Source organism: Halobellus ordinarius (assembly GCF_031823395.1).
GTDB classification, from domain to species: domain Archaea; phylum Halobacteriota; class Halobacteria; order Halobacteriales; family Haloferacaceae; genus Haloquadratum; species Haloquadratum ordinarius.
Genome location: NZ_JAVQKJ010000020.1, coordinates 1 through 21,986 on the forward strand (window position 1 = coordinate 1; position 21,986 = coordinate 21,986).

The 21,986-nt window shown below is 65.4% G+C and carries 20 protein-coding genes, 2 tRNA genes and 1 pseudogene; 13 read left to right on the plus strand and 10 right to left on the minus strand.

Annotated features, from left to right (window positions below):
* Positions 1-329 precede the first annotated feature (329 nt).
* Positions 330-414: transfer RNA gene (locus RJT48_RS20360), tRNA-Leu, on the minus strand.
* Between the two features lie 273 nt (positions 415-687).
* Between RJT48_RS20360 and RJT48_RS20365 the strand changes: the two genes are divergently transcribed.
* Positions 688-1,842, plus strand: coding sequence for a hypothetical protein (locus RJT48_RS20365; RefSeq protein WP_311174201.1), 1,155 nt, complete (start codon positions 688-690; stop codon positions 1,840-1,842).
* A gap of 97 nt (positions 1,843-1,939) precedes the next feature.
* Here the strand turns inward: RJT48_RS20365 and RJT48_RS20370 are convergent, their stop codons facing one another.
* From RJT48_RS20370 to RJT48_RS20380, 3 genes are all read right to left on the minus strand, one after another.
* Positions 1,940-2,599: a helix-turn-helix domain-containing protein gene (locus RJT48_RS20370; protein WP_311174202.1), complete on the minus strand. Its 660-nt coding sequence runs from the start codon at positions 2,597-2,599 to the stop codon at positions 1,940-1,942.
* 25 nt (positions 2,600-2,624) lie between these two features.
* On the minus strand, positions 2,625-3,548 hold the full coding sequence (locus tag RJT48_RS20375; RefSeq protein WP_311174203.1) for a DMT family transporter: 924 nt from the start codon (positions 3,546-3,548) through the stop codon (positions 2,625-2,627).
* Between the two features lie 201 nt (positions 3,549-3,749).
* The gene (locus RJT48_RS20380; RefSeq protein ID WP_311174204.1) at positions 3,750-4,109 is read right to left on the minus strand and encodes a ferredoxin; all 360 of its coding nucleotides are present in this window, start codon (positions 4,107-4,109) and stop codon (positions 3,750-3,752) included.
* A 105-nt stretch (positions 4,110-4,214) separates the two neighbouring features.
* Here RJT48_RS20380 and RJT48_RS20385 point away from each other — a divergent pair, with 105 nt between their 5' ends.
* Positions 4,215-5,711, plus strand: a complete 1,497-nt coding sequence (locus RJT48_RS20385) for a hemolysin family protein (protein WP_311174205.1) — start codon at positions 4,215-4,217, stop codon at positions 5,709-5,711.
* A gap of 99 nt (positions 5,712-5,810) precedes the next feature.
* On the opposite strand, the gene RJT48_RS20390 is transcribed toward RJT48_RS20385, so the two are convergent.
* Both RJT48_RS20390 and RJT48_RS20395 read right to left on the minus strand, forming a co-directional pair.
* Positions 5,811-6,380: a peptidylprolyl isomerase gene (locus RJT48_RS20390; protein WP_311174206.1), complete on the minus strand. Its 570-nt coding sequence runs from the start codon at positions 6,378-6,380 to the stop codon at positions 5,811-5,813.
* A gap of 70 nt (positions 6,381-6,450) precedes the next feature.
* Positions 6,451-8,061, minus strand: coding sequence for a sensor histidine kinase (locus RJT48_RS20395; RefSeq protein ID WP_311174207.1), 1,611 nt, complete (start codon positions 8,059-8,061; stop codon positions 6,451-6,453).
* Positions 8,062-8,712: 651 nt separating this feature from the next.
* Here RJT48_RS20395 and RJT48_RS20400 point away from each other — a divergent pair.
* The 6 genes from RJT48_RS20400 (at position 8,713) to purF (ending at position 16,167) form a co-directional block, all read left to right on the plus strand.
* Entirely contained in the window at positions 8,713-9,942 is a 1,230-nt protein-coding gene (locus RJT48_RS20400; protein ID WP_311174208.1) for an HD domain-containing protein, read from the plus strand.
* Between the two features lie 80 nt (positions 9,943-10,022).
* Positions 10,023-11,036: an amidohydrolase family protein gene (locus RJT48_RS20405; RefSeq protein ID WP_311174209.1), complete on the plus strand. Its 1,014-nt coding sequence runs from the start codon at positions 10,023-10,025 to the stop codon at positions 11,034-11,036.
* Between the two features lie 93 nt (positions 11,037-11,129).
* Positions 11,130-11,879, plus strand: coding sequence for an alpha/beta fold hydrolase (locus RJT48_RS20410; protein WP_311174210.1), 750 nt, complete (start codon positions 11,130-11,132; stop codon positions 11,877-11,879).
* Between the two features lie 178 nt (positions 11,880-12,057).
* A complete protein-coding gene (dnaK, locus tag RJT48_RS20415; protein ID WP_311174211.1) occupies positions 12,058-13,977 on the plus strand; it encodes a molecular chaperone DnaK in 1,920 nt (639 codons plus the stop codon).
* A 149-nt stretch (positions 13,978-14,126) separates the two neighbouring features.
* Positions 14,127-14,474: a hypothetical protein gene (locus tag RJT48_RS20420; RefSeq protein WP_311174212.1), complete on the plus strand. Its 348-nt coding sequence runs from the start codon at positions 14,127-14,129 to the stop codon at positions 14,472-14,474.
* Positions 14,475-14,604: 130 nt separating this feature from the next.
* Complete coding sequence (gene purF / locus RJT48_RS20425; RefSeq protein ID WP_311174213.1) at positions 14,605-16,167, plus strand: amidophosphoribosyltransferase; 1,563 nt, start codon at positions 14,605-14,607, stop codon at positions 16,165-16,167.
* Positions 16,168-16,216: 49 nt separating this feature from the next.
* Here purF and RJT48_RS20430 read toward each other — a convergent pair whose 3' ends face one another.
* A complete protein-coding gene (locus RJT48_RS20430) occupies positions 16,217-16,612 on the minus strand; it encodes a pterin cluster protein (RefSeq protein ID WP_311174214.1) in 396 nt (131 codons plus the stop codon).
* 80 nt (positions 16,613-16,692) lie between these two features.
* On the minus strand, positions 16,693-17,253 hold the full coding sequence (locus RJT48_RS20435; RefSeq protein WP_311174215.1) for a DUF420 domain-containing protein: 561 nt from the start codon (positions 17,251-17,253) through the stop codon (positions 16,693-16,695).
* 118 nt (positions 17,254-17,371) lie between these two features.
* Here RJT48_RS20435 and RJT48_RS20440 point away from each other — a divergent pair.
* The 5 genes from RJT48_RS20440 (at position 17,372) to RJT48_RS20460 (ending at position 20,731) form a co-directional block, all read left to right on the plus strand.
* A tRNA-Leu gene (locus RJT48_RS20440) sits at positions 17,372-17,456 on the plus strand.
* Between the two features lie 176 nt (positions 17,457-17,632).
* Complete coding sequence (locus tag RJT48_RS20445; protein ID WP_311174216.1) at positions 17,633-18,157, plus strand: multiprotein-bridging factor 1 family protein; 525 nt, start codon at positions 17,633-17,635, stop codon at positions 18,155-18,157.
* A 62-nt stretch (positions 18,158-18,219) separates the two neighbouring features.
* Positions 18,220-19,425 carry an alanyl-tRNA editing protein gene (locus RJT48_RS20450; protein ID WP_311174217.1) on the plus strand — a complete coding sequence of 402 codons (1,206 nt, stop codon included), beginning with the start codon at positions 18,220-18,222 and terminating at the stop codon, positions 19,423-19,425.
* Positions 19,426-19,506: 81 nt separating this feature from the next.
* On the plus strand, positions 19,507-20,097 hold the full coding sequence (locus RJT48_RS20455; RefSeq protein ID WP_311174218.1) for an HAD family hydrolase: 591 nt from the start codon (positions 19,507-19,509) through the stop codon (positions 20,095-20,097).
* A gap of 214 nt (positions 20,098-20,311) precedes the next feature.
* Positions 20,312-20,731, plus strand: a complete 420-nt coding sequence (locus RJT48_RS20460; RefSeq protein WP_311174219.1) for a DUF7969 family protein — start codon at positions 20,312-20,314, stop codon at positions 20,729-20,731.
* Positions 20,732-20,795: 64 nt separating this feature from the next.
* Here the strand turns inward: RJT48_RS20460 and RJT48_RS20465 are convergent, their stop codons facing one another.
* Both RJT48_RS20465 and RJT48_RS20470 read right to left on the minus strand, forming a co-directional pair.
* Positions 20,796-21,683, minus strand: coding sequence for a tetrahydrofolate dehydrogenase/cyclohydrolase catalytic domain-containing protein (locus tag RJT48_RS20465; protein WP_311174220.1), 888 nt, complete (start codon positions 21,681-21,683; stop codon positions 20,796-20,798).
* 95 nt (positions 21,684-21,778) lie between these two features.
* Positions 21,779-21,986: pseudogene (locus RJT48_RS20470) on the minus strand (serine hydroxymethyltransferase); the annotation flags it as partial.

Below are 21,986 nucleotides of genomic sequence, written 5' to 3' on the forward strand. Positions count from 1 at the left end.
CGCGCGACCACTCCTTGCAAAAATCTGGACCAAAAAGTGACCGACTCCGCCGCCTTCGGCGGCTTCGTCGGTGAACCGCTCGCTCACTACGTTCGCTCGCGGATGCTCAACTCGCACACTCGTTGTGATGGCTGATTCAGTCTTGGCTTTATGAAAAGAACTCCAGCGAATAGCTCTATAGCTCTTTCCTATCACATACCTAACCACACTCGCTGCCGGTCCTACAATTAGTGCGGGAGATGAATTTGAACCACGGTCACAGCAGAGCTGCTCCCTGATTCAAATCCCACCGGACGAACCGGACTGCTCGCTTCGCTCGCAGATTCGTATGCGGGGGATGGGATTTGAACCCACGAACCCCTACGGGAGCGGATCTTAAGTCCGCCGCCTTTGGCCTAGCTCAGCCACCCCCGCGCAGACGAACATTCCCCTGACGCCCGGTTAGTGGTTTCGCTTCCGCAACTCCGGCGGATCACTGCAGGATTTATAAGTACTTTTGGAAGGGTGTCACAGATAATAGAATAGTTGATTTCACGGGGACATCGGTAAATAGCCTCCAGAACGAGTGTGCGTCTCCCCCACTGGAAATACTATCAGATTCCTTTATATATTGAAACCCGCGGAATACAGATTCCGTATCCAAACCCGAGAATCTATTTGTGATAGGTCTCTGAACAGTCCACGCGTATGCCAGAATCACAGGTGGGGTTAGATGATCTTTGGATCGAACATATATCTCGGGTAATCGGTTTCGAGACGGTCTCGAAACGCCTCACTGGCACGTCACGTTGGGCACCGTTTCTTTTCATCGTCGTCGTCATCGGATTACATCTTCCTGTCCTGTCTTTTGTCGGGTGGCTTCAGACAGGTAGATTGTCAATTGCCGAAAATCCCGGCGAGATCTTCCAAGTTATCGCGTGGCCCGCAGTCGTGTGGATGCTGCTCCGGACGAAACGGAAGTATGCTGAAGCCGTCCAGGACCTCCCAGACGCAATCGACGAGGATATTCGGGACCTCGACAGCGGGTGGGAACCCGTCTCTCGGCTCCTCACCATCGCCGGAGTTCCGGCGAATCCATCGGGGAAAACGGACGCAAACCTCAACGAGATCAGTTCCCCTCTAGTTCGATATAGCGTCCTGTGTGCTGGGCTGGCATTTTATGGGTGGCAACTGCTAACAAATCCCGCCGGACTGGTTGGACCTGTAGCTGATCTTACCGGCCCCGTTGTTGCGACTGTTAGATTCTATCTGATCATCCCGTTCGTGCTCTATCCCATTGGGGCTGAGTTTTTGGCCGTCGTTATCGGCGCGCTTGTACTTCTCCCCTTCAAGATTCGACGGGCTGGACTCATTGACTTCTCTGACCCCCACGGCTTCGCGGGATTGGAACCAGCAGGCGAGATGTTCAAAAACGTCTCTGTCTCGTATTTTATCCTCCTTACACTCTTTATGCTGTTTCAGACGGTCGCTGTTGGGGCCAGTCCAATGGACCAATTTTCCCTCCCACTGCTGCTTGCAGGCCTTCTTGTCGGCCTAATCCTCTTTTTCGGTCCGATGCTCTGGATGAAGTCGTTTATCAACGCCGCTAAGCACATCAAGATCGAAGCCCTCGCAGAACAATCACGAGAGGTCGGAGCTACGGAAGATATCTTCCCATACGCCGAACCCGAATCAGTAGAGGATGCGAATCAATACACGTACAATCACATTCGGATGCAACGCGTCGAAATGGCGAGCGAGTTCCCCCTCAATATTACGATGATTCAGGAGGTACTGTTCGCACTCTTATTACCATATGTCACGTCACTCGCATTTGACTTTGTGCTTCAGAATTATGTTTGAACGCCCTTGCGTAGCGCGTTGTTGATCCGGAGAAGTCTTGCGATTTCGCCACAGACCACACGAAGTTAGAACCAGAAAATGACGACAACAGTCCGTCTCAGCCGTCGCCCGTCTCGCTCGCGAGCGTCGACAGCACGAGTCGTTTGAGACCGCGTCTGAGGCGACCGCCCGCAGCGGGCTGTGAGATTCCCAGTTCGGCCGCGACCTCGCTGAGCGACGCTTCTCTCGGTTCCTCGAAGTAGCCCATCTCCAGGGCGAGCAACACCGCCTCCCGCTGCTCGTCGGTGAGGCTGTTTTCGGCCTTGCCCGGTGTCGCGTAGTCGCTGACGCGCTGCAGCGCAAAGCGGATGTCGTGGTCGGCGGCGTACTCCCGCAGCGCCGCGAGTGCCGGCCTGTCGGGCAGCCACACCCGCACGGTCCACTCGGTTCCGTCGTTCGCCCAGTCGAGCGAAACCCCGTTCACTGCGGCCACTGCCGGCGAAAAGAGCGTGGCGTCGGCGCTGTACTCGAAGCTGTAGACTGCCTCGACGCCGAGATCCACCACGCGCTCGAAGCCGTCGATCGTGTGGTCGCGGGCAAGCGCCGTTTCGAACCGGTCGAAGTCCGCCGTGCGGATGGTGAAAAGATACCCCTCCGCATTCGGGACCGTTCCCGCGCCGGTAACCGGCTGTACAGACGCGGACTCGTCGTACGTGACAGTCTCGGTCAGCGCGAGGTCGGGCGATTCGAGGCCGATCGTGGCGGTGAGGTCGCTCATAGGGATCAGTCGACGGCCGGGCCTATCAGGGCTCCCGCTCGACTGCGGCGTCGACACTGATACCTTCGAACCGCCGGCGTATGGTTCGTTCGACACTGGGCGCGGTGAGCACGACGCCGAAGATGATCAGGACCGCCCCGACCGCGATCGAGACTGTCAGGATCTCGCCGAGGAAGGCGACCCCGAGCAGGACCGTCGTCAGCGGCTCGCTGGTGCTGGCGATGCTCGCGCGGCTGGCTTTGATCCGGGTGAGCCCCTCCGTGTACAGGAGGATCGGCAGCAGCGTCCCGAACACCGTGATGCCGGCGATCAGCCACCAGCCCGCCGCTCCCTCGGGCATCGCGAGCGAGCGCGTCGCGACACCGTATCCGAGAATCGACGCGGTCACGCCGAGGAAGACGTAGGCGACGTGAACCAGCGGATCGATGTCGGCGACCATCGCGCGCGTCCCCATCGTATAGACCGTATAACAGAGCGAGGCGACGCCGACGAGCAGGACGCCGGTCAGCGCGATCGTGATCTCGTCACCCAGCACGACGAGCGCGACGCCCGCGGTCGTCGCAAGCAGCGCCGAGAGCTTCGGGAGCGTGATTGGTTCGTCCAGCACGACAGACGAGACGGCCATCACCTGCACCGGATACGTGAAAAGCAGCAGCGCGGCGACACCGGCTGAGAGCCACGCCAGGCTCTCGAAGTACGCGACCGACATAATGCCGTAAACGGCGCCGAGACCGACCTCGACGCCGACGGTGCGCACGGGGAGACGAATGAACCGACCGGTGACGAGCAAAAGCCCCCACAGCAGAACGGTCGCCGCCACGAACCGACTGGCGAGCAGCGTCGCGACCGTCAGATCGACGCCGACGGCCGCCTTCCCGAAGACGCCGAGCGTCCCGAACAGCGCCGCACCGGAAAGCGTGAACACCAGTCCGAGACGTCGCTGACGCATACCTGCACTCGCACGCCCGGGGATACCGGCCTGACGCATATACTGATAACCCGTTTAAATATCGCTGCTTTTGTGTCCCGTTTCTCACACGAGTACACGACGGCGTGCAGTCCGAGGCTGCTCGTGGAACCGCTCGGAGACCTGGGGCCTCGGAGACGACGAGCGCGATAGACGCTTCACTCCGGAGCCAGGGACGGTCGCTTACCAGTCGACGCTCAGCGTGCCGTCGCCGTGCGGGTCCGGCGCGATCTCCTCGTCCGTTCGGCGGTCGATAACGTGGATCACGCCCTCGTCCTTCTTCGCGGGGCAGACCTCCGCGGCCCGGACGTTCTCGTCCAGTTCGTCCTCGCCGATGAAGTACGACTGTGGGCGGCCGAGGCCGGAGGTGATGTCCATCTCCCAGTTGTCCGCGACCTCGGCACACCGACCCGCCCCGATGCATTTGTTCCCCTCGAAGATGATCTTGTAGGGCTTCTCCGCTACCGGCGGGGCGTTCTCCTCGCTGCCGACGTCGCTCGGCTGTACCGCGGCGTCGTCCGCGTCGTCTGCGGCATCGCTCATACCCCACCGTTGCGCCGGCGACGTCTTTGCGCTGTCGATCGACCGCGTCCTTGGGTGTCTATCGACCCCGGGATATCATTACGGTCGATCCACACGGAAGTAGGTATGTTTGCGCTCGCCCAGACGTCCGGAACGGAACCGCTCGCGGTCGTCGCGGGGATCATCGCCCTCCTCCTGATCAGCGCCTTCTTCTCCTCTTCGGAGATCGCCCTCTTCTCGATCGACGACCTGTTCGTCGCGAGCCTGGTGGACGACGGCGCTGGCGACGGGCGGGTCGCCGCACTCCGCCGCCTCCGGGAGGATCCCCACCGCCTGCTGGTGACGATCCTGGTCGGCAACAACGTCGTCAATATCGCGATCGCCTCGATCGCGACGACCTTTCTGGTCGATCGCCTCCCCGCCGGCTACGCTGTCACCGCGTCGACGGTCGTCGTGAGCGTGCTCGTCCTCGTCGTCGGCGAGATCTCGCCGAAGTCCTACGGCGTCGCCAACGCCGAATCGTGGGCGCTCCGGGTCGCCCGACCCCTGGAGATCGTACAGACGGTCTTGTACCCGCTTGTGGCCGGGTTCGAACTCGTCACGCGCGGCGCGACTCGGCTGACTGGGGGATCGACCGACTACCAGCCGCCTGCGGTGACCCGCGCCGAGATAGAGGCGCTCGTCGCGTCGGCCGAGCGCGCCGGGACGCTCCACGCGGGCGAACGGGGACTGATCGACCGTGCCCTGGAGTTCTCCGGAACGGCCGCCCGGGACGTGATGACGCCGCGAGCCCGGGTGACCGCGATCGACACCGACACCACCGTCGGGCGCGCGATCCGGGTCTGTGCCGACCACAGAGTGAGGACCCTCCCGGTCTACGAGGGCTCGCTCGACAGCGTCGTCGGCGCCGTGACGCTCCTCGATCTCGTCGGCGCGATAGACACCGGAGGACGCAACGACGCCGACGACCACGACGACGACAGCGATGGCAGTGACGACCGCAGCGACGACAGCGATGGCAGTGACGACCGCAGCGACGACAGCGATGGCAGTGACGACCGCAGCGACGACAGCGATGGCAGTGACGACCGCAGCGACGACAACGACGGCGATCCTGGCGACACCGACGGTGACGCCGCCGGAACGGTCGCGTCGTATCTCCGTCCGATCCTCTCGTCGTTCGGCGATCGGGCCGTCGACGGCGTCCTCCGGGACCTCCGGGCCGGAGGCTACGAGATGGCGGTTCTGCGGGACAGCTCCGGGGGCGTCGAGGGCGTCCTCACCACCGAGGCCGTCGTCGACGAACTCCTCGGCGGGCTCGCCGACCGCGGCACCGGACAGGAAATCACTCGATCCACGGAGGGGGCCGTGATTACACCCGGCGACGCGACGCTCGAAGACGTCGTCGGTCCGCTCGGCGTGACGCTGTCGTCGGCGGTGGCGGCGTCGGCGTCGGTGTTATCGCTCCTGCGAGAGGAACTCGGCCGACAGCCAGTCACCGGCGACGTCGTCCGCGTCAGCGGGATGCGACTCACTGTCGGCGCCGTCGACGGCGACAGCGACACCCGTGTCAGAATCGAAGCCGATCCCGGGCCGACAGAGGGAGACGGGCCGGAGGGCTGATCGCGGGGACAGCGTCCGTGGCCGTGTCGGTATCGTCGGTTCCAGTCTATTCGGCGTCGTCGGTTCCAGTCTATTCGGCGTCGTCGGTTCCGGTCGAGTCTACTCCCCGTAGAGCTCCGTCTCGTCGCCGTCGCCCTCGACGTCGACAGTCTCGATCTCGATGTCACGGACCGGTTTGTCGTCGCTGTCGGTCGGCACGTCGCCGATCTCCTCGACGACGTCCATCCCGTCGACGACGTGACCGAAGACGGCGTGGCGGCCGTCCAGGTGCGGCTGGGGGCCGAGCGTGATGAAGAACTGCGAGCCGTTCGTGTTGGGACCGTGGTTGGCCATCGAGAGGATGCCCGCCTTGTCGTGGTTCAGGTCCTCGTGGAACTCGTCGTCGAACTCGTAGCCGGGGCCGCCGCGACCCGTTCCCTCGGGATCGCCGCCCTGGATCATGAAGTCCTCAATCACCCGGTGGAAGATCGTGCCCTCGTAGAGCGGATCCGTTCGGGTCTCGCCGGTTTCGGGGTCGCTCCATTCCTTTTCGCCGGTCGCGAGGCCGAGGAAGTTCTCGACCGTCCGAGGCGCACGCTGCTCGAACAGTTCGAGCGTGATGTCTCCGTTCGTGGTGTGGAGCGTGACGAGCGGGTTCTCCGGGTTTTCGAGTTCGGAATCGTCGACCATACGCACAGGAGGACCGACGGATACAAAACGGTGTCCTTGCGGTGCGGGAGCGGAAGACCGATCGAGACGGTCACCCGGTCCGGATCTCGAAGCGGGCGCCGCCCTCGGCACTCTCGGTTGCAGTGATCTCCCAGCCGTGCGCCTCGGCGATCTCCGAGACGATCGCGAGTCCGAACCCGGTCCCGTCGGAGGCAGTCGTGTATCCCGCCTCGAAGATCTCGTCGCGCTTCTCCTCGGGGATGCCCGGGCCGTCGTCCGCGACGTAGAAGCCCTCGCCCGCTTCGAGCGCACCGACAGTGATAGTTACGTCTGTGCCGCCGTGCTCCACGGAGTTCCGGAACAGGTTCTCGAACAGTTGCTGCAGTCGCTCCGGATCGGCCGCCACCGACAGATCGAACTCCGGTTCGACCGACAGCGCCGCCGTCTGTACGGCGACCATATTCCAGGACCGTTCGGCGACCGTGCTGATCTGGACCTGCTCGGTTTCGTCGATCGAGACGCCCTCCCGTGCGAGCGTCAGCATCTCGTCGATGAGCTGCTCCATCCGATCGTGCGCCCGGACCACCGGTTCCAGGTGATCGGTCTCGTCTTCCTCGATGGCGAGTTCGGTCCGTCCCTGCGCGACCCCGAGCGGATTCCGCAGGTCGTGGGAGACGAGGCTCGCAAACTGTTCGAGCTTCTCGTTTTTCTCTTCGAGTTCCTGCCGGTACTGCTCGCGGTGGGTGACGTCAGAGAGGATGACCGACCGGCCGGTCTTTGCGCCGGCGGTAGTGAAGGGAGTCGAAGCGACGCTGTAGTATCTCGTTCGTCCGCCGACGCCGATCTCGAACGTCGAATCCGAATCGTCGAGTGCCGTAGCGAGTGACGGGAGTTGTTCCGAGAGCGACTCGCCGCCCGAGCCGACCAGCGTCGGCAGTAGTTCCGCCGCCTCGGTGTTGAAATCCCTGATGCGGTCGCGCTCGTCGAGAACGATGACAGGGTCGTCGGTCTCGCCCGTCGCGCGGACGAACTGGAACTGGTCGAAGTACACGGCGAAGACGCCGACGGCGAAAATCGCGACGCCGAGAGAGGCGTAGGTGAGATCGAGAACAGACGAACGGATCGCGCCGAGTACGTCGAAGACGACCGGCAGGCCAGTCAGTCCGACGAGTACCAGGAGCGGCCGGGCGTTGGAGTTGACTCGGTCGAACAGTTCGTACAGCATAAAGAACCCCACGGCCGAGAGCGCGTACGCGAGCCCCATCGCGATCCAGTGGAGCGGCCGGTGTTCGATCCGGAGGTAGGCAAACGGCGTTACGGCCTGCTCGGCGGCGAAGTACCAGCCGTGGAGCGGATTCGTCACCTTCACCACGACGAAGAAGAGGAAGACGGCCACGAGCGCCCAGCGAGCGCCGGAGTTCCGGTGGATCGACCGGCCGGTGTAGGCCGAACAGAAGTACAGCCACGGGCCGACCGACGCCAGGCCGACGATGAGGCCGACGACGTAGAAGACGTACTGCAGTTCCGGCGTCGGCATCGTGAGGTAGCCGACGTGTGCGGCCGCCCAGCCGCCGCCCGTGAGCAGCAGCCAGAACAGCCCGCGTCGGGTGTCCTCGTGGGAGATCTGCGTCGTTCTGGGCAGCATCCCGAAGCATGCCACAGCGGCGGACGCGAACGCCAGCACGTACGCAGCGTAGAGCACGTTCGGGGGTAACGACGGCAGAATCACTGTTAGTCACGTCTACGAAAGATTGGCACACTGATCAACCCACCGACCGCTCCGTGGCTGGGTTCGGTCGGGGCCAGTGGTGTCGAAAAGGGGGGTGTCGATCAGCCGGACGGGTGGGGGGCGCCCGGCATCGGGTGCCTCTGCGCACTCCCCCGGTGGGGCCGACCGTTCGTCGTGGTCGGAGTGTAGGCGGGTGATGTCCCGCCTATGCGGGCGACGAACGCCGGGACGGGAGAACCGGCGTCCGTCATCGGGTTCGCAGCCGGTGTGGGGTCCCGGACGCCAGTGGGGGTGGCAGTCCGGAGGGCCGGCGTGCGACTGTGGCGTCGCCGAGGGGCAATCGGCGCGGCCACGTCGCGACGCCGCAGGGCGACGTCGCATCCACCCTTTGGCGAGGAGACCACTTGAACGGGGTAGACAGTCAATCCGAATTCGGCACCGCCGTCGCGACAAAATCCGGGTGAATTCGGCTAAATAGTCACGATTGCGATAGTATCCTGCGATTACTCGGGCGGTGAAAATCGAGGGGCGTGAGAGCAAACGGCGACGATCACCGGCGAAGGCGGACCCTACCGACTACGGTCCGGCCGACGGTTTTTGTACGATGCCGCGCCAACCCGGGGTATGGCGACGATCAAGGACAGCGTCCACGACCACATCGAGGTCGGCGGCGTCGCCGCAGCCCTCCTCGATACGGAGCCGGTCCAGCGGCTCCGTCACATCAAACAGCTGGGGACCGTCCACCTCGTGTATCCCTCGGCTAATCACACGCGCTTCGAGCACTCGCTGGGCGTCTATCACCTCGCGGACCGCGCGCTCGCACACCTGGGTATCGAAGGATCCCAGGCCGAGCGGATCCGCGCTGCAGCACTCCTGCACGACGTCGGCCACGGCCCCTACAGCCACAACGTCGAGACGGTCACGCAGCGACACACGGGCAAGTACCACGACGAGGTGCACGAACTCCTCGCGGCGGGCGAAGTCGGAGACGTGCTGCGGGATCACGATCTGGATCCCGCGCGGGTCGCCGACCTGGTCGCGGGCGAGGGCCAGTACGGGCAACTCGTCTCCGGGGAACTGGACGTCGATCGGATGGACTACCTCGTCCGCGACGCCCACCACACGGGCGTGCCGTACGGGACGATCGACCACGAACGGCTCGTGCGGGAACTCGCCTTCGTCGACGGCGAACTCGTCCTGCGGGAGGGGAACGTCCAGACCGCCGAGTCACTGCTTTTAGCGCGGGCGCTGATGAACCCGACCGTCTACCAGCACCACGTCGCCCGCATCTCGAAGGCGATGCTCCGGCAGGCGGCCGAGCGACTGCTCGACCGGACGGGGACGACGCCGGCCGAGCTCCGGCGGATGGACGATCACGACCTCCTCGTCGCGCTCCGGACGACCCCCGAGACGGCCGCGGTCGCGGCCCGCCTGCGGACCCGGGACCTCTACAAGCGGGCCGTCTGGGCCGAACTCGACGCCGTCCCCGAGGACGTCCTCGATGCCGACTTCGACACCCTGCGCGACCTCGAAGCGGGGATTGCCTCGCGGGCGGATCTGTCTCCCGAGGGAGTCATCCTCGACGTCCCGGACCGACCGTCGATGACCGAATCCACCTCGCGCGTGATGGTGGGCGGTGAGATGCGGCAACTCGGGAAACAGTCGCCGCTGGTGTCGGCACTGCGGACCGCCGGGGAACAGCAGTGGCGACTCGGCGTCTACGTCCCCGAGGAGTCGACAGACCGTGTGGGGCAGGTCGCCGTGGACGTGCTCGATCTCGATGTCGACGGCGCGCCGGTCTCCGACGTTCGACCGGGCGTGACGGCCACCCTCGACGAGTTTACCGGCTCGTAAGCGGGCGATTGCCCCGCAACGAGAGGCGAACAGTCCCGTTTCGTGGGGTTTCAAACCGATGCGCCGGTGACGTCCTTGCAATGATCGTCGAGGGAACGGTGCTGCGGGGGCCCGAGTTCGAGCCGGTCGAGGGGCGGGTCGTCGCCGAGGACGGCGAGATCACCGCCGTCGAAGAGGAGGCGGTCGACACCGAGAACATCGTGCTTCCGGCGTTCGTCAACGCGCACACCCACCTCGGCGACTCGATCGCCAAAGAGGCGGGAGCGGGCCTCTCGCTCGACGACCTGGTGGCGCCGCCGGACGGCCTGAAACACCGCCTTTTGGCGGCGGCGACACGCGAGGAGACCGTCGAGGCGATGCATCGCTCGCTGCGGCTGATGGGATCGACCGGCACCGCCGCGTGCATCGAGTTCCGCGAGGGCGGCGTCGAGGGTGTCGAGTACATCCGCGAAGCCGCGGCCGGTCTCCCGGTGGACCTCACGATCCTCGGGCGCGAAACCGAGGCAGCGATGCACGAAGCCGACGGGTTCGGCGCCTCCGGCGCGCGCGACGCCGACTTCGACCGGCTCCGCAACGCCACCCGCGAGGCCGGGAAACTGTTCGGCATCCACGCGGGCGAGCGCGATCCACACGACATCAACGCCGCCCTGGATCTCGATCCCGACTTCCTTGTCCATATGGTCCACCCCGAGGCGATCCACTACGATCGGGTAGCCGACAACGACACCCCCGTCGTCGTCTGCCCGCGCTCGAACCTCGTCACCGGGGTCGGCGTGCCGCCGATCCGCGAACTCGGAGAGCGGACGACCGTCGCGCTCGGTACCGACAACGTGATGCTGAACTCCCCGTCGATGTTCCGGGAGATGGCGGTGGCCGCCAAACTCGCGGACGTACCGGCGACGGACGTCCTGCGGATGGCGACCAGAAACGGCGCGAAACTCGCGGGGCTGAATTACGGCGTCATCGAACCCGGCCGCGAGGCGAAACTGCTCGTCCTCGACGGCGACACCGACAACCTCGCCGGCGCCCGGGATGTCGTTCGCGCTGTCGTCCGGCGCGCGGGCGCGGCCGACGTGAAAGACGTCATACTGTAGGCGGTTTCGCACGGTGTGGCCGGATTTGTCCGCACGCCCGCCGCAGGTGACTCCGAGGCGGGACTTTTCCGTCCGGCGACCGACGAACAAGCTATGAGGGTCCCCTTCGCGCGCCTGCTCCGCGAGACGCCCCGGATGGAAATTACGCGGCGCGGAACCGGCGAGGAGGATCTGCTCGTCGTCCTCGGCTGGGGCAACCGGCCGACCCACGAGCACGTCGCGTGGCTCCTGACGCGACTCCTGGAAGCCGGGTACCGCGTCCACGCGGTCACGATCCCGACGAACGTCTGGGACTTCGACGACCAGTATCTCGCACCGCTCGACGACTACGTGTCGGTGCACGACTTCGACGTCGTGTTGAGCCACAGCACCGGCGGGCTGATCGCCGAACACCTCGCCGAGCGGCATCCGCTGCGGAACGTGTTTCTCAGTCCGTGGTGGGGTGTCCGGACCGCGGGACGGATTGACCCGGCGATCCTCGCGCTCTTCGAGCGGCTACCGACAACGCGACGACTCTACTCCCCCGATCTGGATGCCGGCGCGATCGGCGATCTGAAGTCGCCCGCGGAGGCCGAACTCGGCCCGTCGGGGCTGTCGCCGGCGTTCCTCGCGACGATCCGCGACGCCCAGACCCGCCTCGGGGCGTTCGACGAGTCCGACGTCGTCTTCTACACGCCGACGGACCGCGTGGTCGATCCGGCGGCGATCGAGGCGCGGGCGCCGACGGCGAACCGGGTTCGGTACGACGGCGGCCACGAGTTCTTCGCCTCGTCGGGGCGGAACGCCGTCCTCGACGACGTGCTCGCGGCGCTCGACGGCGGTCCCGACGCGGTCACCGCGTAGCCACTGGGGCGAGGCCAGACAGCATCACCGACGCGGCTGATCGGCGCTTCAATAAAAATCCTGCTACACGACAATCACTCACACGGACGGATCGCAAGACAGCGCCGACCCTTGAAAGGGTGGTGGCTGCCCCCGTCTAGTAACCTTTAACCGATTTAGACCGGTAATGACGAGCAAGATGGCGAGTAACAAGATCCTGGGTATCGACCTCGGCACCACGAACAGCGCGTTCGCGGTGATGGAGGGCGGCGACCCGGAGATCATCGTGAACGCCGAAGGCGATCGAACGACGCCCTCGGTGGTCGCATTCACCGACGACGACGAGCGACTCGTGGGGAAACCCGCGAAGAACCAGGCGATCCAGAACCCCGACCACACGATCCAGTCGATCAAGCGGCATATGGGGGAGGACGACTACACCGTCGAAGTGGATGACGAGGAGTACACGCCCGAGCAGATCTCGGCGATGATCCTCCAGAAGATCAAGCGGGACGCCGAAGAGTACCTCGGCGACGAGGTCGAGAAGGCCGTCATCACGGTCCCGGCGTACTTCAACGACCGCCAGCGGCAGGCGACGAAGGACGCCGGCGAGATCGCCGGCTTCGAGGTCGAGCGCATCGTCAACGAGCCGACCGCGGCGTCGATGGCGTACGGGCTCGACGACGACTCCGATCAGACGGTTTTAGTCTTCGACCTCGGCGGCGGGACGTTCGACGTGAGCGTCCTCGACCTCGGCGGCGGCGTCTACGAGGTCGTCGCGACCAACGGTGACAACGACCTCGGCGGCGACGACTGGGACGAGGCCATCATCGACTGGCTGGCCGAGGAGTTCCAGAACAACCACGGCATCGACCTCCGCGAGGACCGGCAGGCGCTCCAGCGGCTGAAAGACGCCGCCGAGGAGGCGAAGATCGAGCTCTCCTCGCGAAAGGAGACGACGATCAACCTCCCCTTCATCACGGCGACGGACTCCGGCCCGGTCCACCTCGAAGAGACCCTCTCGCGGGCGAAGTTCGAGTCGCTGACCGAGGATCTGATCGAGCGCACCGTCGATCCGACGGAGCAGGCGCTCGCGGACGCCGACTACGACAAAGGCGACATCGACGAGGTCATCCTGGTCGGCGGCTCCACCCGGATGCCGCAGGTCCACGAGCAGGTCGAGGAGATGCTCGGGACCGAGCCGAAGAAGAACGTCAACCCCGACGAGGCCGTCGCGCTCGGCGCGGCGATCCAGGGCGGCGTCCTCGGCGGCGAGGTCGACGACATCGTGCTGCTCGACGTGACGCCTTTGAGCCTCGGGATCGAGGTGAAGGGCGGCCTCTTCGAGCGGCTCATCGAGAAGAACACCACCATCCCGACCGAGGAGTCGAAGATCTTCACGACCGCCGCGGACAACCAGCAGTCCGTGAACGTCCGCGTCTTCCAGGGTGAACGCGAGATCGCCGAAGAGAACGAACTGCTCGGCGAGTTCCAGCTCACCGGGATCCCGCCGGCCCCTGCGGGCACGCCGCAGATCGAGGTCGCCTTCAACATCGACGAGAACGGCATCGTCAACGTCGAGGCCGAGGACAAAGGCTCCGGCAACGCCGAGTCGATCACCATCGAGGGCGGCGCGGGCCTCTCCGACGAGGAGATCGACCGGATGCAGTCGGAAGCCGAAGAGCACGCCGAAGAGGACAAGCGCCGCCGCGAGCGCATCGAGGCCAGAAACGAGGCCGAGAGCGCGATCCAGCGCGCGGAGACGCTCCTCGAAGAGAACGAGGGCGAGGTCGACGACGACCTCCGAGAGTCGATCGAAGATCGCATCGAGGACGTCGAGGAGACCCTCGAGGACGACGACGCGACGAAGGAGGACTTCGAGGACGCCACCGAGGCGCTCACCGAGGAACTCCAGGAGATCGGCAAGCAGATGTACGAGGCCCAGCAGGCGGCCGGCGGCGCTGGTGCCGGTGCCGGTGCTGCGGGCGCCGGGCCGGGCGGTGCCGGTCCGGGCGGCGCGGGCCCCGGCGGAATGGGCGATATGGGCGGTGCCGGTGGCGAGGACGACGAGTACGTCGACGCCGACTTCGAGGACGTCGACGAGGACGACGAAGAATAAGGTCTCCCCGTCGAGGGTCGACCCCGGATGGGGTTCGGTTCCCAATTGGAGTATAGCCGCAGGACTCGGGTCACGAGTCGGGCCGCTACCGGTGCCAGATGTCAGACATCACAACAAAATTTTTCAGCCCACTGTCCGAGCGTCCCGATATGCCAATCAGCGAAGACGAGTGGGAGTCCGAAAAGCAGTGGACCGAGGTCGAACGGGCGATCGGCGAGTTCCTCGATGCAGTGCAACCGCGAGCTTACTCTGTCCCGGAGCTGCACGAACTACTTCAACACGGCGGGACCGTCACGGCCCCGGAAGAGGAGATCTGGTGTGACGAGGACGACGAGCAGGAACCCGAGGAGATCGAAATCGTCCCGATGGACGTGACCGAGCGCGAGGTCCAGGCGGCCACGACGGTCCTCCGCGACGCGGAGTACCTCGAATCGAAGCGGATCGAAACAGCCGAGGGGTCCGTGACGTACTACCGGCGGTGGGAGTGCGCCTTCTAACCCTGCTTGCGGACGGACGGCGGACTGCCGACTCCGGGTTATTCCACGATCGTGCATATTTACGCCCATTCCGAACGCCGAAAGTAGCATATGGACGGGTTTTTAGCCCCTTGATCCCGTAGTCGATTGTATGCCAGACGGGCGGGACTTATCCACCCCCACACCCGGATACGAGGCGACGAACGCGGGACCGACACCAAAGACGGACTCGGATTCGGCCGGGGCGGCGCGCTCCGGCCCGACCGAGAAATGTGGCGTTGTCGGCGTCGCACTCGACGACCGGGCGGCGTCGCGCCCGCTTTACTACGCTCTGTACGCGCTCCAGCACCGCGGACAGGAATCCGCCGGCATCGTCACCCACGACGGCTTCCAGCAGCACGGCCACGTCGAGATGGGGCTCGTCGGCGACGCCTTCGAGGAGGGCGATCTCGATTCGCTCGCGGGCGAGACGGGGATCGGCCACGTCCGCTATCCCACCTCCGGCGGCGTCAACGCCTCGTGTGCACAGCCGTTTTCGGTCTCGTTCAAATCGGGCTCGCTCGGCCTCTCGCACAACGGGAACCTCGTCAACGCCGACGAGATCCGCGACGAACTGGCCCAACTCGGCCACGCGTTCACCTCCGACGGCGACACGGAGGTCATCGCCCACGACCTCGCGCGCAACCTCCTGGAAGCGGACCTCGTCCGCGCGGTCAAGCGGACGATGGACCGCATCCACGGCTCGTACGCCCTGACGATTATGCACGACGAGACCGTCCTCGGCGTCCGCGACCCCCAGGGCAACCGACCGCTCTGTATCGGCGAACTCGACGACGGATACGTGCTCGCCTCCGAATCCGCCGCGATCGACACGCTCGGCGGCGACCTCGTTCGGGACGTCCGTCCGGGAGAACTGGTCGTCTTGGAACCGGACGGATCGGGATTCGACACGTATCAACTGGTCGAACAGGACAACACCGCCCACTGTTTCTTCGAACACGTCTACTTCGCCCGCCCCGACTCGGTCATCGACGACACGCTCGTCTACGAGGCGCGGCGCGACCTCGGCCGCGCACTCTGGAACGAATCCGGCGTCGAGACCGACGTGGTCCTGCCCGTGCCCGACTCCGGGCGAGCGTTCGCGTCGGGCTACGCCGAAGCGGCGAACGAGGGCGCCGACGGCGACGCAATCGAGTTCGCCGAGGGGCTGATGAAGAACCGCTACGTCGGCCGGACGTTCATCATGCCGACACAGGACGAGCGCGAACGCGCCGTCCGACTGAAGCTCAATCCGATCAAAAGCACCATCGAGGGCCGATCGGTGACGATCATCGACGACAGCATCGTTCGGGGGACGACGTCGCGGCAGCTCGTCGCGCTGCTTCGCGAGGCCGGCGCCGAGGAGGTTCACGTCCGGATCGGCGCGCCGCCGATCGTCGCGCCGTGCTATATGGGGATCGATATGGCCTCCCGCGAGGAACTCATCGCCGCCGACCGCTCGATCGACGAGATCCGCGACGAGATCGACGCAGACAGCCTCGGCTACCTGTCGGTCGAATCGGTCGCGGAGGTCCTGGGTGAATCACGGCTCGATCTCTGTCTCGGGTGTGTCACCGGCGAGTATCCCTACGACATCGACGGCGAAGAGACCGACCGCGACGTCCAGCGGCCGGTGATCGATACCGACAGCGAGCCCGCCCGCGCGGACGACTGAGTACTGATTCTTCGGTGGCACACAGCCCGCGACGACGGGTCGCGAACCGCTAGACGCAGAACATAAACGGATAGACGAGCGCGACGCGGTCGTCGTCGTGGAGCTTCGTATCGAAGCCGTCCAGGGTTTCGTTGAACTTTCCGTTGATGAGGATGCGGGCGTACGCCCGTGTCTGCTCCCCGTCGGGGTTCTTCAGCAGGTCGCCGGGGACGTCCTCGGCGTCGATCGGTGCCCACCCGCGGGTGGCCGATTCGTCCTCCGTCTCGGCGATGACGAGGTCCTGGACGTCGTACTCCGCGAAGAACGACTTCGCGAACTCCCGAAGCGTGTCGCCTTCGAACGTGTACGAGAGCCGTGCCGTCCCGAGCGCGTCGCGGACGTGTCCTGTCGCGCGTACCTCGACGGTCGTTTCCGCGACCGTCTTGGCGGTTTGAGACTGAGCCATAGGGGAACTACGACAGCGTTCCAGTTATCCTTAACCGCGAATATGTTCGGGTAGAATTCGAGTTCCGGTCCAATGGTGTCTCAGTAGACGACGTACAACAGCACGTAGACGACGTTCCCCAGAACGAAGGAGATCAGCCACAGCGACGCGGCGATCCGTCCGACGCGACGGTGCGGTGACGCGCGGATCGCCGCGATCGGTCGCGTGACCGCCACGAGCAGTGTGTAGTACAGGATCGGGATACAGACGATGGCAAGCAGAATGTGGATCGCAAGCGTCGGGAGGTAGACGAACTGATAGATAGCGTCTGGGCCGGGGAACTCTGCGGTCCCTTCGAGGACGATCCGGTAGAGATAGAATAGGAGGAAGGCGACGAACAGCGCGAGCGAGACGAGCATCATCGCCCGATGGCGCCGAACCTCCCCGCGGCGGATGAATCGGACGCCGAGCAGGATCGTCACGATCGCAGCGGTGCTGAGCGCGGCGTTGACGTGCGGGATTGCGTCGACGACGAACGCGGGAGCGCGCGGGAGCGACGAGCCTGGAATCACTCCGAGGACGGCACCGAAGACCGCGGCGAGCGAAACAACAGAGAGCGCGACAGTGAGTCCGAGCACGTGATCCCGAGCACGCAGTACCATACCGGATCGCCGGACGGAACGATAAAAACGGTGCCGACTCGGCGAGCGGGGGGCTGCCGAAAGGAAACTGATTTAAATTACCCCGGACAACCACTGACTGCGCACTACGATACTGCGAGCGTGGGTAGCCAAGCTAGGCCAACGGCGCAGCGTTGAGGGCGCTGTCCTGTAGAGGTCCGCCGGTTCAAATCCGGTCCCACGCATCGCACGGCGGGAATCCGCCACCCGATGCGGGTGCTATCCTTCGGGACACAGCACCCACGCACAATCCTTCCGACGCTACACCGACCAGCCGTGGCTGACGCCCGCTGGATTGGCGCTCACTCCGACGGCTGCCCGCCGCCGCGGTTTTAAATCGATCGCCCCCGAACGTGTGGCTATGCCCAAATACTCCACCGGAGGCGGGGGAGACGGTGGCGACGGCGACAGCTGTGAACTCTGCGGGCGGTCGACCGGTAACCTGCGGCGGGCGAACGTCGCCGGCGCGGAGCTTCTGGTGTGCAGAGAGTGTGCGCCACACGACGACTCCAAGAAGCGCACCTCCGGCTCCTCGGGTTCGGCATCCGGCGGAAGCGACGACACCGGAACGTCGCGCCGCAAGCGGGCCGCCCAGCAGCAGGCGAAGGTGTACGACAGAGCGACGGGCGACTCCAGCCACTGGGAGACTGAAGGGACGGACTACGAGAAGGATCAGCTTCCGCACCTCGTGTCGGGCTACAGCGATCACGTCGCGGACGCCAGACAGGACGCGGGGGTGACGGTCGAGGAACTGGCCGCGGAACTCGACGTCGACGAGGCGGATCTGCGGGCCGTCGAAGACGGGCGCGCTGCTCGGGCGAACGTCGGCGGATCGGTGATCCAGGCACTCGAAGACCGGTTCGGGATCGAACTGATCGACGAGTAAACCGCCTGTTCGGCAGCCCCGTGTGCAATCATTTTTGTCCGCCCACGCCCTCAGCGGCGCGTATGCAAACACGCGCGCCAGCCGAACCGGAGGTCCGTGAGTTCACCGCCGCCGTCGTCGACGTCGACGACCGGACGGTGACCCTCGATCGCACGTACTTCTACGCCGAGAGCGGCGGCCAGCCCGCAGACAGGGGGACGCTCGGCGGCAGACGGGTCGTCGACGTCCAGAAGGACGGCGACGCCGTCTCTCACACGCTCGCGACAGCACCGGAATTCGAGGTCGGCGAGGAGGTAACCGGCATCATCGACGACGACTTCCGAACCTACTGTATGCGCGCTCACACGGCGAGTCACCTGCTCTACGGCGCGGGACGTCGGGTCCTCGACGATCTTGGCTACGGCGGTTTCGACATCTCCGAGGAGAAGGTCAGGGTCGATTTCACCACCACGACCGACATCGACGACGAGACGCTCGTAGAACTCGAACGGCTGACAAACCGCGCAGTCTGGGAGTCCCGCGACGTCTCCTGGGAGGGGATGCCGACCGACGAGGCGACAGATCGGGAGGACGTCGCGTTCAACACGAAGACCGAGGAGGGCGTGATGGACGACGCCGACACGGTACGGATCGTCGAGGTCGACGGCTGGGACGTCGCCGCCTGTGGCGGGACTCACGTCTCGAACACCCGCGAGATCGGTCCGGTGACGGTCCTCGATCGGTCGAACCCGGGCGAGGGGCTCACCCGCGTCGAGTTCGCCGTCGGCCCCGACGGCGTCGACCGGCGGGCGACCCAGCACCGGGCACTCCGGGAGGCGGCCGCGGCTCTCGAAACGAACACCGACGACCTCGCGGCGACTGCCGCGGCGGTCCGATCGGAGCGGGACGAACTCCGCGACCGGGTCCGCGAACTCGAACGTGCGGCGGTCGCCGACGCGATCGACGGCTTCGAGACCGTCGAGAAGGACGACACAGCGTGGCGACTCGGCATACTCGACGGTGTCGACACCAACGACGCCGGGGAGGCAGCCAAGGACGCCGTCGGGGACAGGGAGGTGATCGTCGCGGTCGGCGACGAGGAACGCCCCTACGTCGTCGTGGCTTCGGGCACCGACAGTGGCGTTCACGCAGGAGACGTGATCGACGACCTCACCGACGTTTACGGCGGTGGCGGGGGCGGCGGCCCGCCGTTCGCCCAGGGCGGGGGACTCGACGCCTCGCCGACCGAAGTGCTCGACGAAGTCCGAGACTGGGAGTCTACGGAGTGACAGCCCCATCGTCCGCCAGGTTCTGCTGACGTCGGGCGATCGTCCGAAGCCCCTTTTGCCGCTGCGGCCCTACAGGAAGTGATGACTGACAATCCGTTCCGAGCGGAATCGCGGCCGCTCTCGGCGTTCGAGGCCGTCGTCTGGGATCTGGACGGCACGCTCGTGCGACTGCTGGTCGACTGGGACGCCGTCGCGGGCGACGTCACTGCGGTGTTCGACGCGGCCGGCGTCGACGCAACCGAGATCGACCTCTGGGAGATGCTGGATCTCGCCGACGAGTCGGGCCTGCGCGACGACGTCGAGGCGGTGATCGCGGCGTACGAACGGAAGGGAGCACAGCGATCCGATCGGCTCACGCACGCCGATCACGTCGGTGGATTCGCCGCCGAAGGCGTCTGTTCGCTGAACGCCGAGGAGGCCTGCCGGACCGCACTCGACGTCCACGGACTCACGGCGCACATCGACGCTGTCGTCGGCCGGGATACGGTCGCGACGCGGAAGCCCGACCCGGCACCGCTTCTGGAGACCATCCGGCGGATCGGTGCGGATCCCGACGACGCCGTGTTCGTCGGCGACTCCCCCCGTGACGAGGAAGCCGCTCGGCGGGCCGACGTCGCGTTCCGGTACGTCGACACCGAGGTCATCCCCGACGAAGTAGCCGGTTCGGGATAGCAGCGAGCAGACGGTACGCAACTGAGCCGCCCGCAGGACGCCGTACCGTACTCCCGCTCTCGCCCCGCGGCTCCTGTCACCGCACGCAAGTGCTGGTCCCGGCATCGTATATAAACGCCCGCCTGCGGTCGTCAGCGCGCCGAGGCGGTCGAACGGACTGCTGAATCTTCCACCAGCGCGGTCGTTAAGTCGATTCGAGACGACGTTCGAGACAATGAGTCATCCGGTCAGCTACTACTGTCCACACTGCGGCGCTGTCGTCGAACTGGCCCGTGAGGGATACCTCGCCGACAAGTCGGTCACGCCCTATCCGCTCGCCGGCTGGGAGTACGCCGCTCCCGACGAGGACTACGAATCGGCCGACGGCGTCCGCCTCATCTGCGGCGAGGGCGACGATATCGACGGCCTCCGCTGGACGGGAGCACGGAGTGATGCGGACGACGTGGAGCGTCCTGAAGCCGAAAGCCCGTGCGGCCGGGAGTTCTTCCTGTCGTTCGTTCGGTTCGAGGACGGACGGGAAGTCGAGCCCCGTCCGGAGACGGAACACGTGACGATTTCCGGGACAGGTTCGTCCGGGCCACAGGAAACGAACAAGCCGCGTGGGCCCGGCGGTCCGGGCGGTTTCGGCGGGTGACCGGACAGTTCCGGCTGGTGATCCGGTGATCGGGTGACAGCGTTGGTTCGCGTCTTCGCCGCCGCTACGGGAGGTCGACCTCGATGTCGGCAACGTCGCCTGCGGCCTTGACTGTGTTCCACAGTAGCATCGCGCGGGTCATCGGGCCGACGCCGCCCGGGACGGGCGTGATCGCGCTGGCTTTCTCTTTTACGCTCTCGTATTCGACGTCGCCGACGAGTTCGGAGCCGTCCTCCGTCTCGACGCGGTTGATGCCGACGTCGATGACGACCGTACCCTCGGAGATCATCTCGCCGGTGACCATCTCGGGGACGCCCGCGGCCGCGACGACGATGTCGGCTGCCCGCGTCTTCGCAGCGAGGTCGTCCGTCCGGGAGTGACAGACCGTTACTGTCGCGTTGCCGCCCTCGGCCTTCTGGATCAGGAGGTTCGCCATCGGCTTGCCGACGATGTTCGAGCGGCCGACGACGACTGCGTCGGCGCCTTCGGTCTCGACGTCCGCCGCAGCCAGGAGCTTCTGGACGCCGTGCGGCGTACAGGGCTTGTACCGTGCGTTACCGGCGACGAGTCGGCCGACGTTCTCGGGGTGGAAGCCGTCGACGTCCTTCGCGGGGTCGATCCGTCGGAGAACTTCACGTTCGTCGACGTGGTCCGGAACTGGCATCTGAACGAGGATCCCGTGGACGTCCGGATCGGCGTTCAGTTCGTCGACGGTGTCGAAAAGCTCCTCGGCGGGTGCCTCGGGTTCGATTTCGATGTCGCGGGTGGCGATCCCGACCTCCTCGCAGTCTTTGTGTTTCATCGAGACGTACGTCTCGCTGGCCGGGTCGTCGTTCATCAGCACGGTCGCGAGACAGGGTGTCGTCCCCGCGTCGGTCAGCGTCTCGATGCTCTCCAGCAGCCCGTTCCGGATGTCCTGTGCGACCTCGTTGCCGTCGATTATCTCGGTCATACAGTAACAGCGTCCGTAGCCCACTTGAAACGTGCGATGTGGGCTTCCCGGGACTCCGGACGGCCGCGCCGGAAAGGAAAGTAGATCGGGTGCGTCTAGTCGTACAGGGGGTAGGCGTCGCAGAGTTCCTGGACGCGTTCGCCGACCTCGGCGACGACGGTCTCGTCGTCGTAGTCGTCGATCACGCGCGCGATGAGATCGGCGACTTCGCGGGTGGCAGACTCGTCGAACCCGCGGGTGGTGAGCGCGGGGGTGCCGAGTCGGATGCCGCTGGGGTTGAACGCCGAGCGGGTCTCGCCCGGC

Coding starts and splice junctions, on each gene's coding strand:
- RJT48_RS20400 (WP_311174208.1), top strand. CDS start 8,713: ATGGCGACGATCAAGGACAGCGTCCACGACCACATCGAGGTCGGCGGC.
- RJT48_RS20375 (WP_311174203.1), bottom strand. CDS start 3,548: ATGCGTCAGCGACGTCTCGGACTGGTGTTCACGCTTTCCGGTGCGGCG.
- RJT48_RS20370 (WP_311174202.1), bottom strand. CDS start 2,599: ATGAGCGACCTCACCGCCACGATCGGCCTCGAATCGCCCGACCTCGCG.
- RJT48_RS20445 (WP_311174216.1), top strand. CDS start 17,633: ATGCCCAAATACTCCACCGGAGGCGGGGGAGACGGTGGCGACGGCGAC.
- RJT48_RS20380 (WP_311174204.1), bottom strand. CDS start 4,109: ATGAGCGATGCCGCAGACGACGCGGACGACGCCGCGGTACAGCCGAGC.
- RJT48_RS20460 (WP_311174219.1), top strand. CDS start 20,312: ATGAGTCATCCGGTCAGCTACTACTGTCCACACTGCGGCGCTGTCGTC.
- RJT48_RS20385 (WP_311174205.1), top strand. CDS start 4,215: ATGTTTGCGCTCGCCCAGACGTCCGGAACGGAACCGCTCGCGGTCGTC.
- RJT48_RS20420 (WP_311174212.1), top strand. CDS start 14,127: ATGCCAATCAGCGAAGACGAGTGGGAGTCCGAAAAGCAGTGGACCGAG.
- RJT48_RS20465 (WP_311174220.1), bottom strand. CDS start 21,683: ATGACCGAGATAATCGACGGCAACGAGGTCGCACAGGACATCCGGAAC.
- RJT48_RS20450 (WP_311174217.1), top strand. CDS start 18,220: ATGCAAACACGCGCGCCAGCCGAACCGGAGGTCCGTGAGTTCACCGCC.
- RJT48_RS20430 (WP_311174214.1), bottom strand. CDS start 16,612: ATGGCTCAGTCTCAAACCGCCAAGACGGTCGCGGAAACGACCGTCGAG.
- RJT48_RS20435 (WP_311174215.1), bottom strand. CDS start 17,253: ATGGTACTGCGTGCTCGGGATCACGTGCTCGGACTCACTGTCGCGCTC.
- RJT48_RS20390 (WP_311174206.1), bottom strand. CDS start 6,380: ATGGTCGACGATTCCGAACTCGAAAACCCGGAGAACCCGCTCGTCACG.
- RJT48_RS20455 (WP_311174218.1), top strand. CDS start 19,507: ATGACTGACAATCCGTTCCGAGCGGAATCGCGGCCGCTCTCGGCGTTC.
- RJT48_RS20405 (WP_311174209.1), top strand. CDS start 10,023: ATGATCGTCGAGGGAACGGTGCTGCGGGGGCCCGAGTTCGAGCCGGTC.
- RJT48_RS20365 (WP_311174201.1), top strand. CDS start 688: ATGCCAGAATCACAGGTGGGGTTAGATGATCTTTGGATCGAACATATA.
- dnaK (WP_311174211.1), top strand. CDS start 12,058: ATGGCGAGTAACAAGATCCTGGGTATCGACCTCGGCACCACGAACAGC.
- purF (WP_311174213.1), top strand. CDS start 14,605: ATGCCAGACGGGCGGGACTTATCCACCCCCACACCCGGATACGAGGCG.
- RJT48_RS20410 (WP_311174210.1), top strand. CDS start 11,130: ATGAGGGTCCCCTTCGCGCGCCTGCTCCGCGAGACGCCCCGGATGGAA.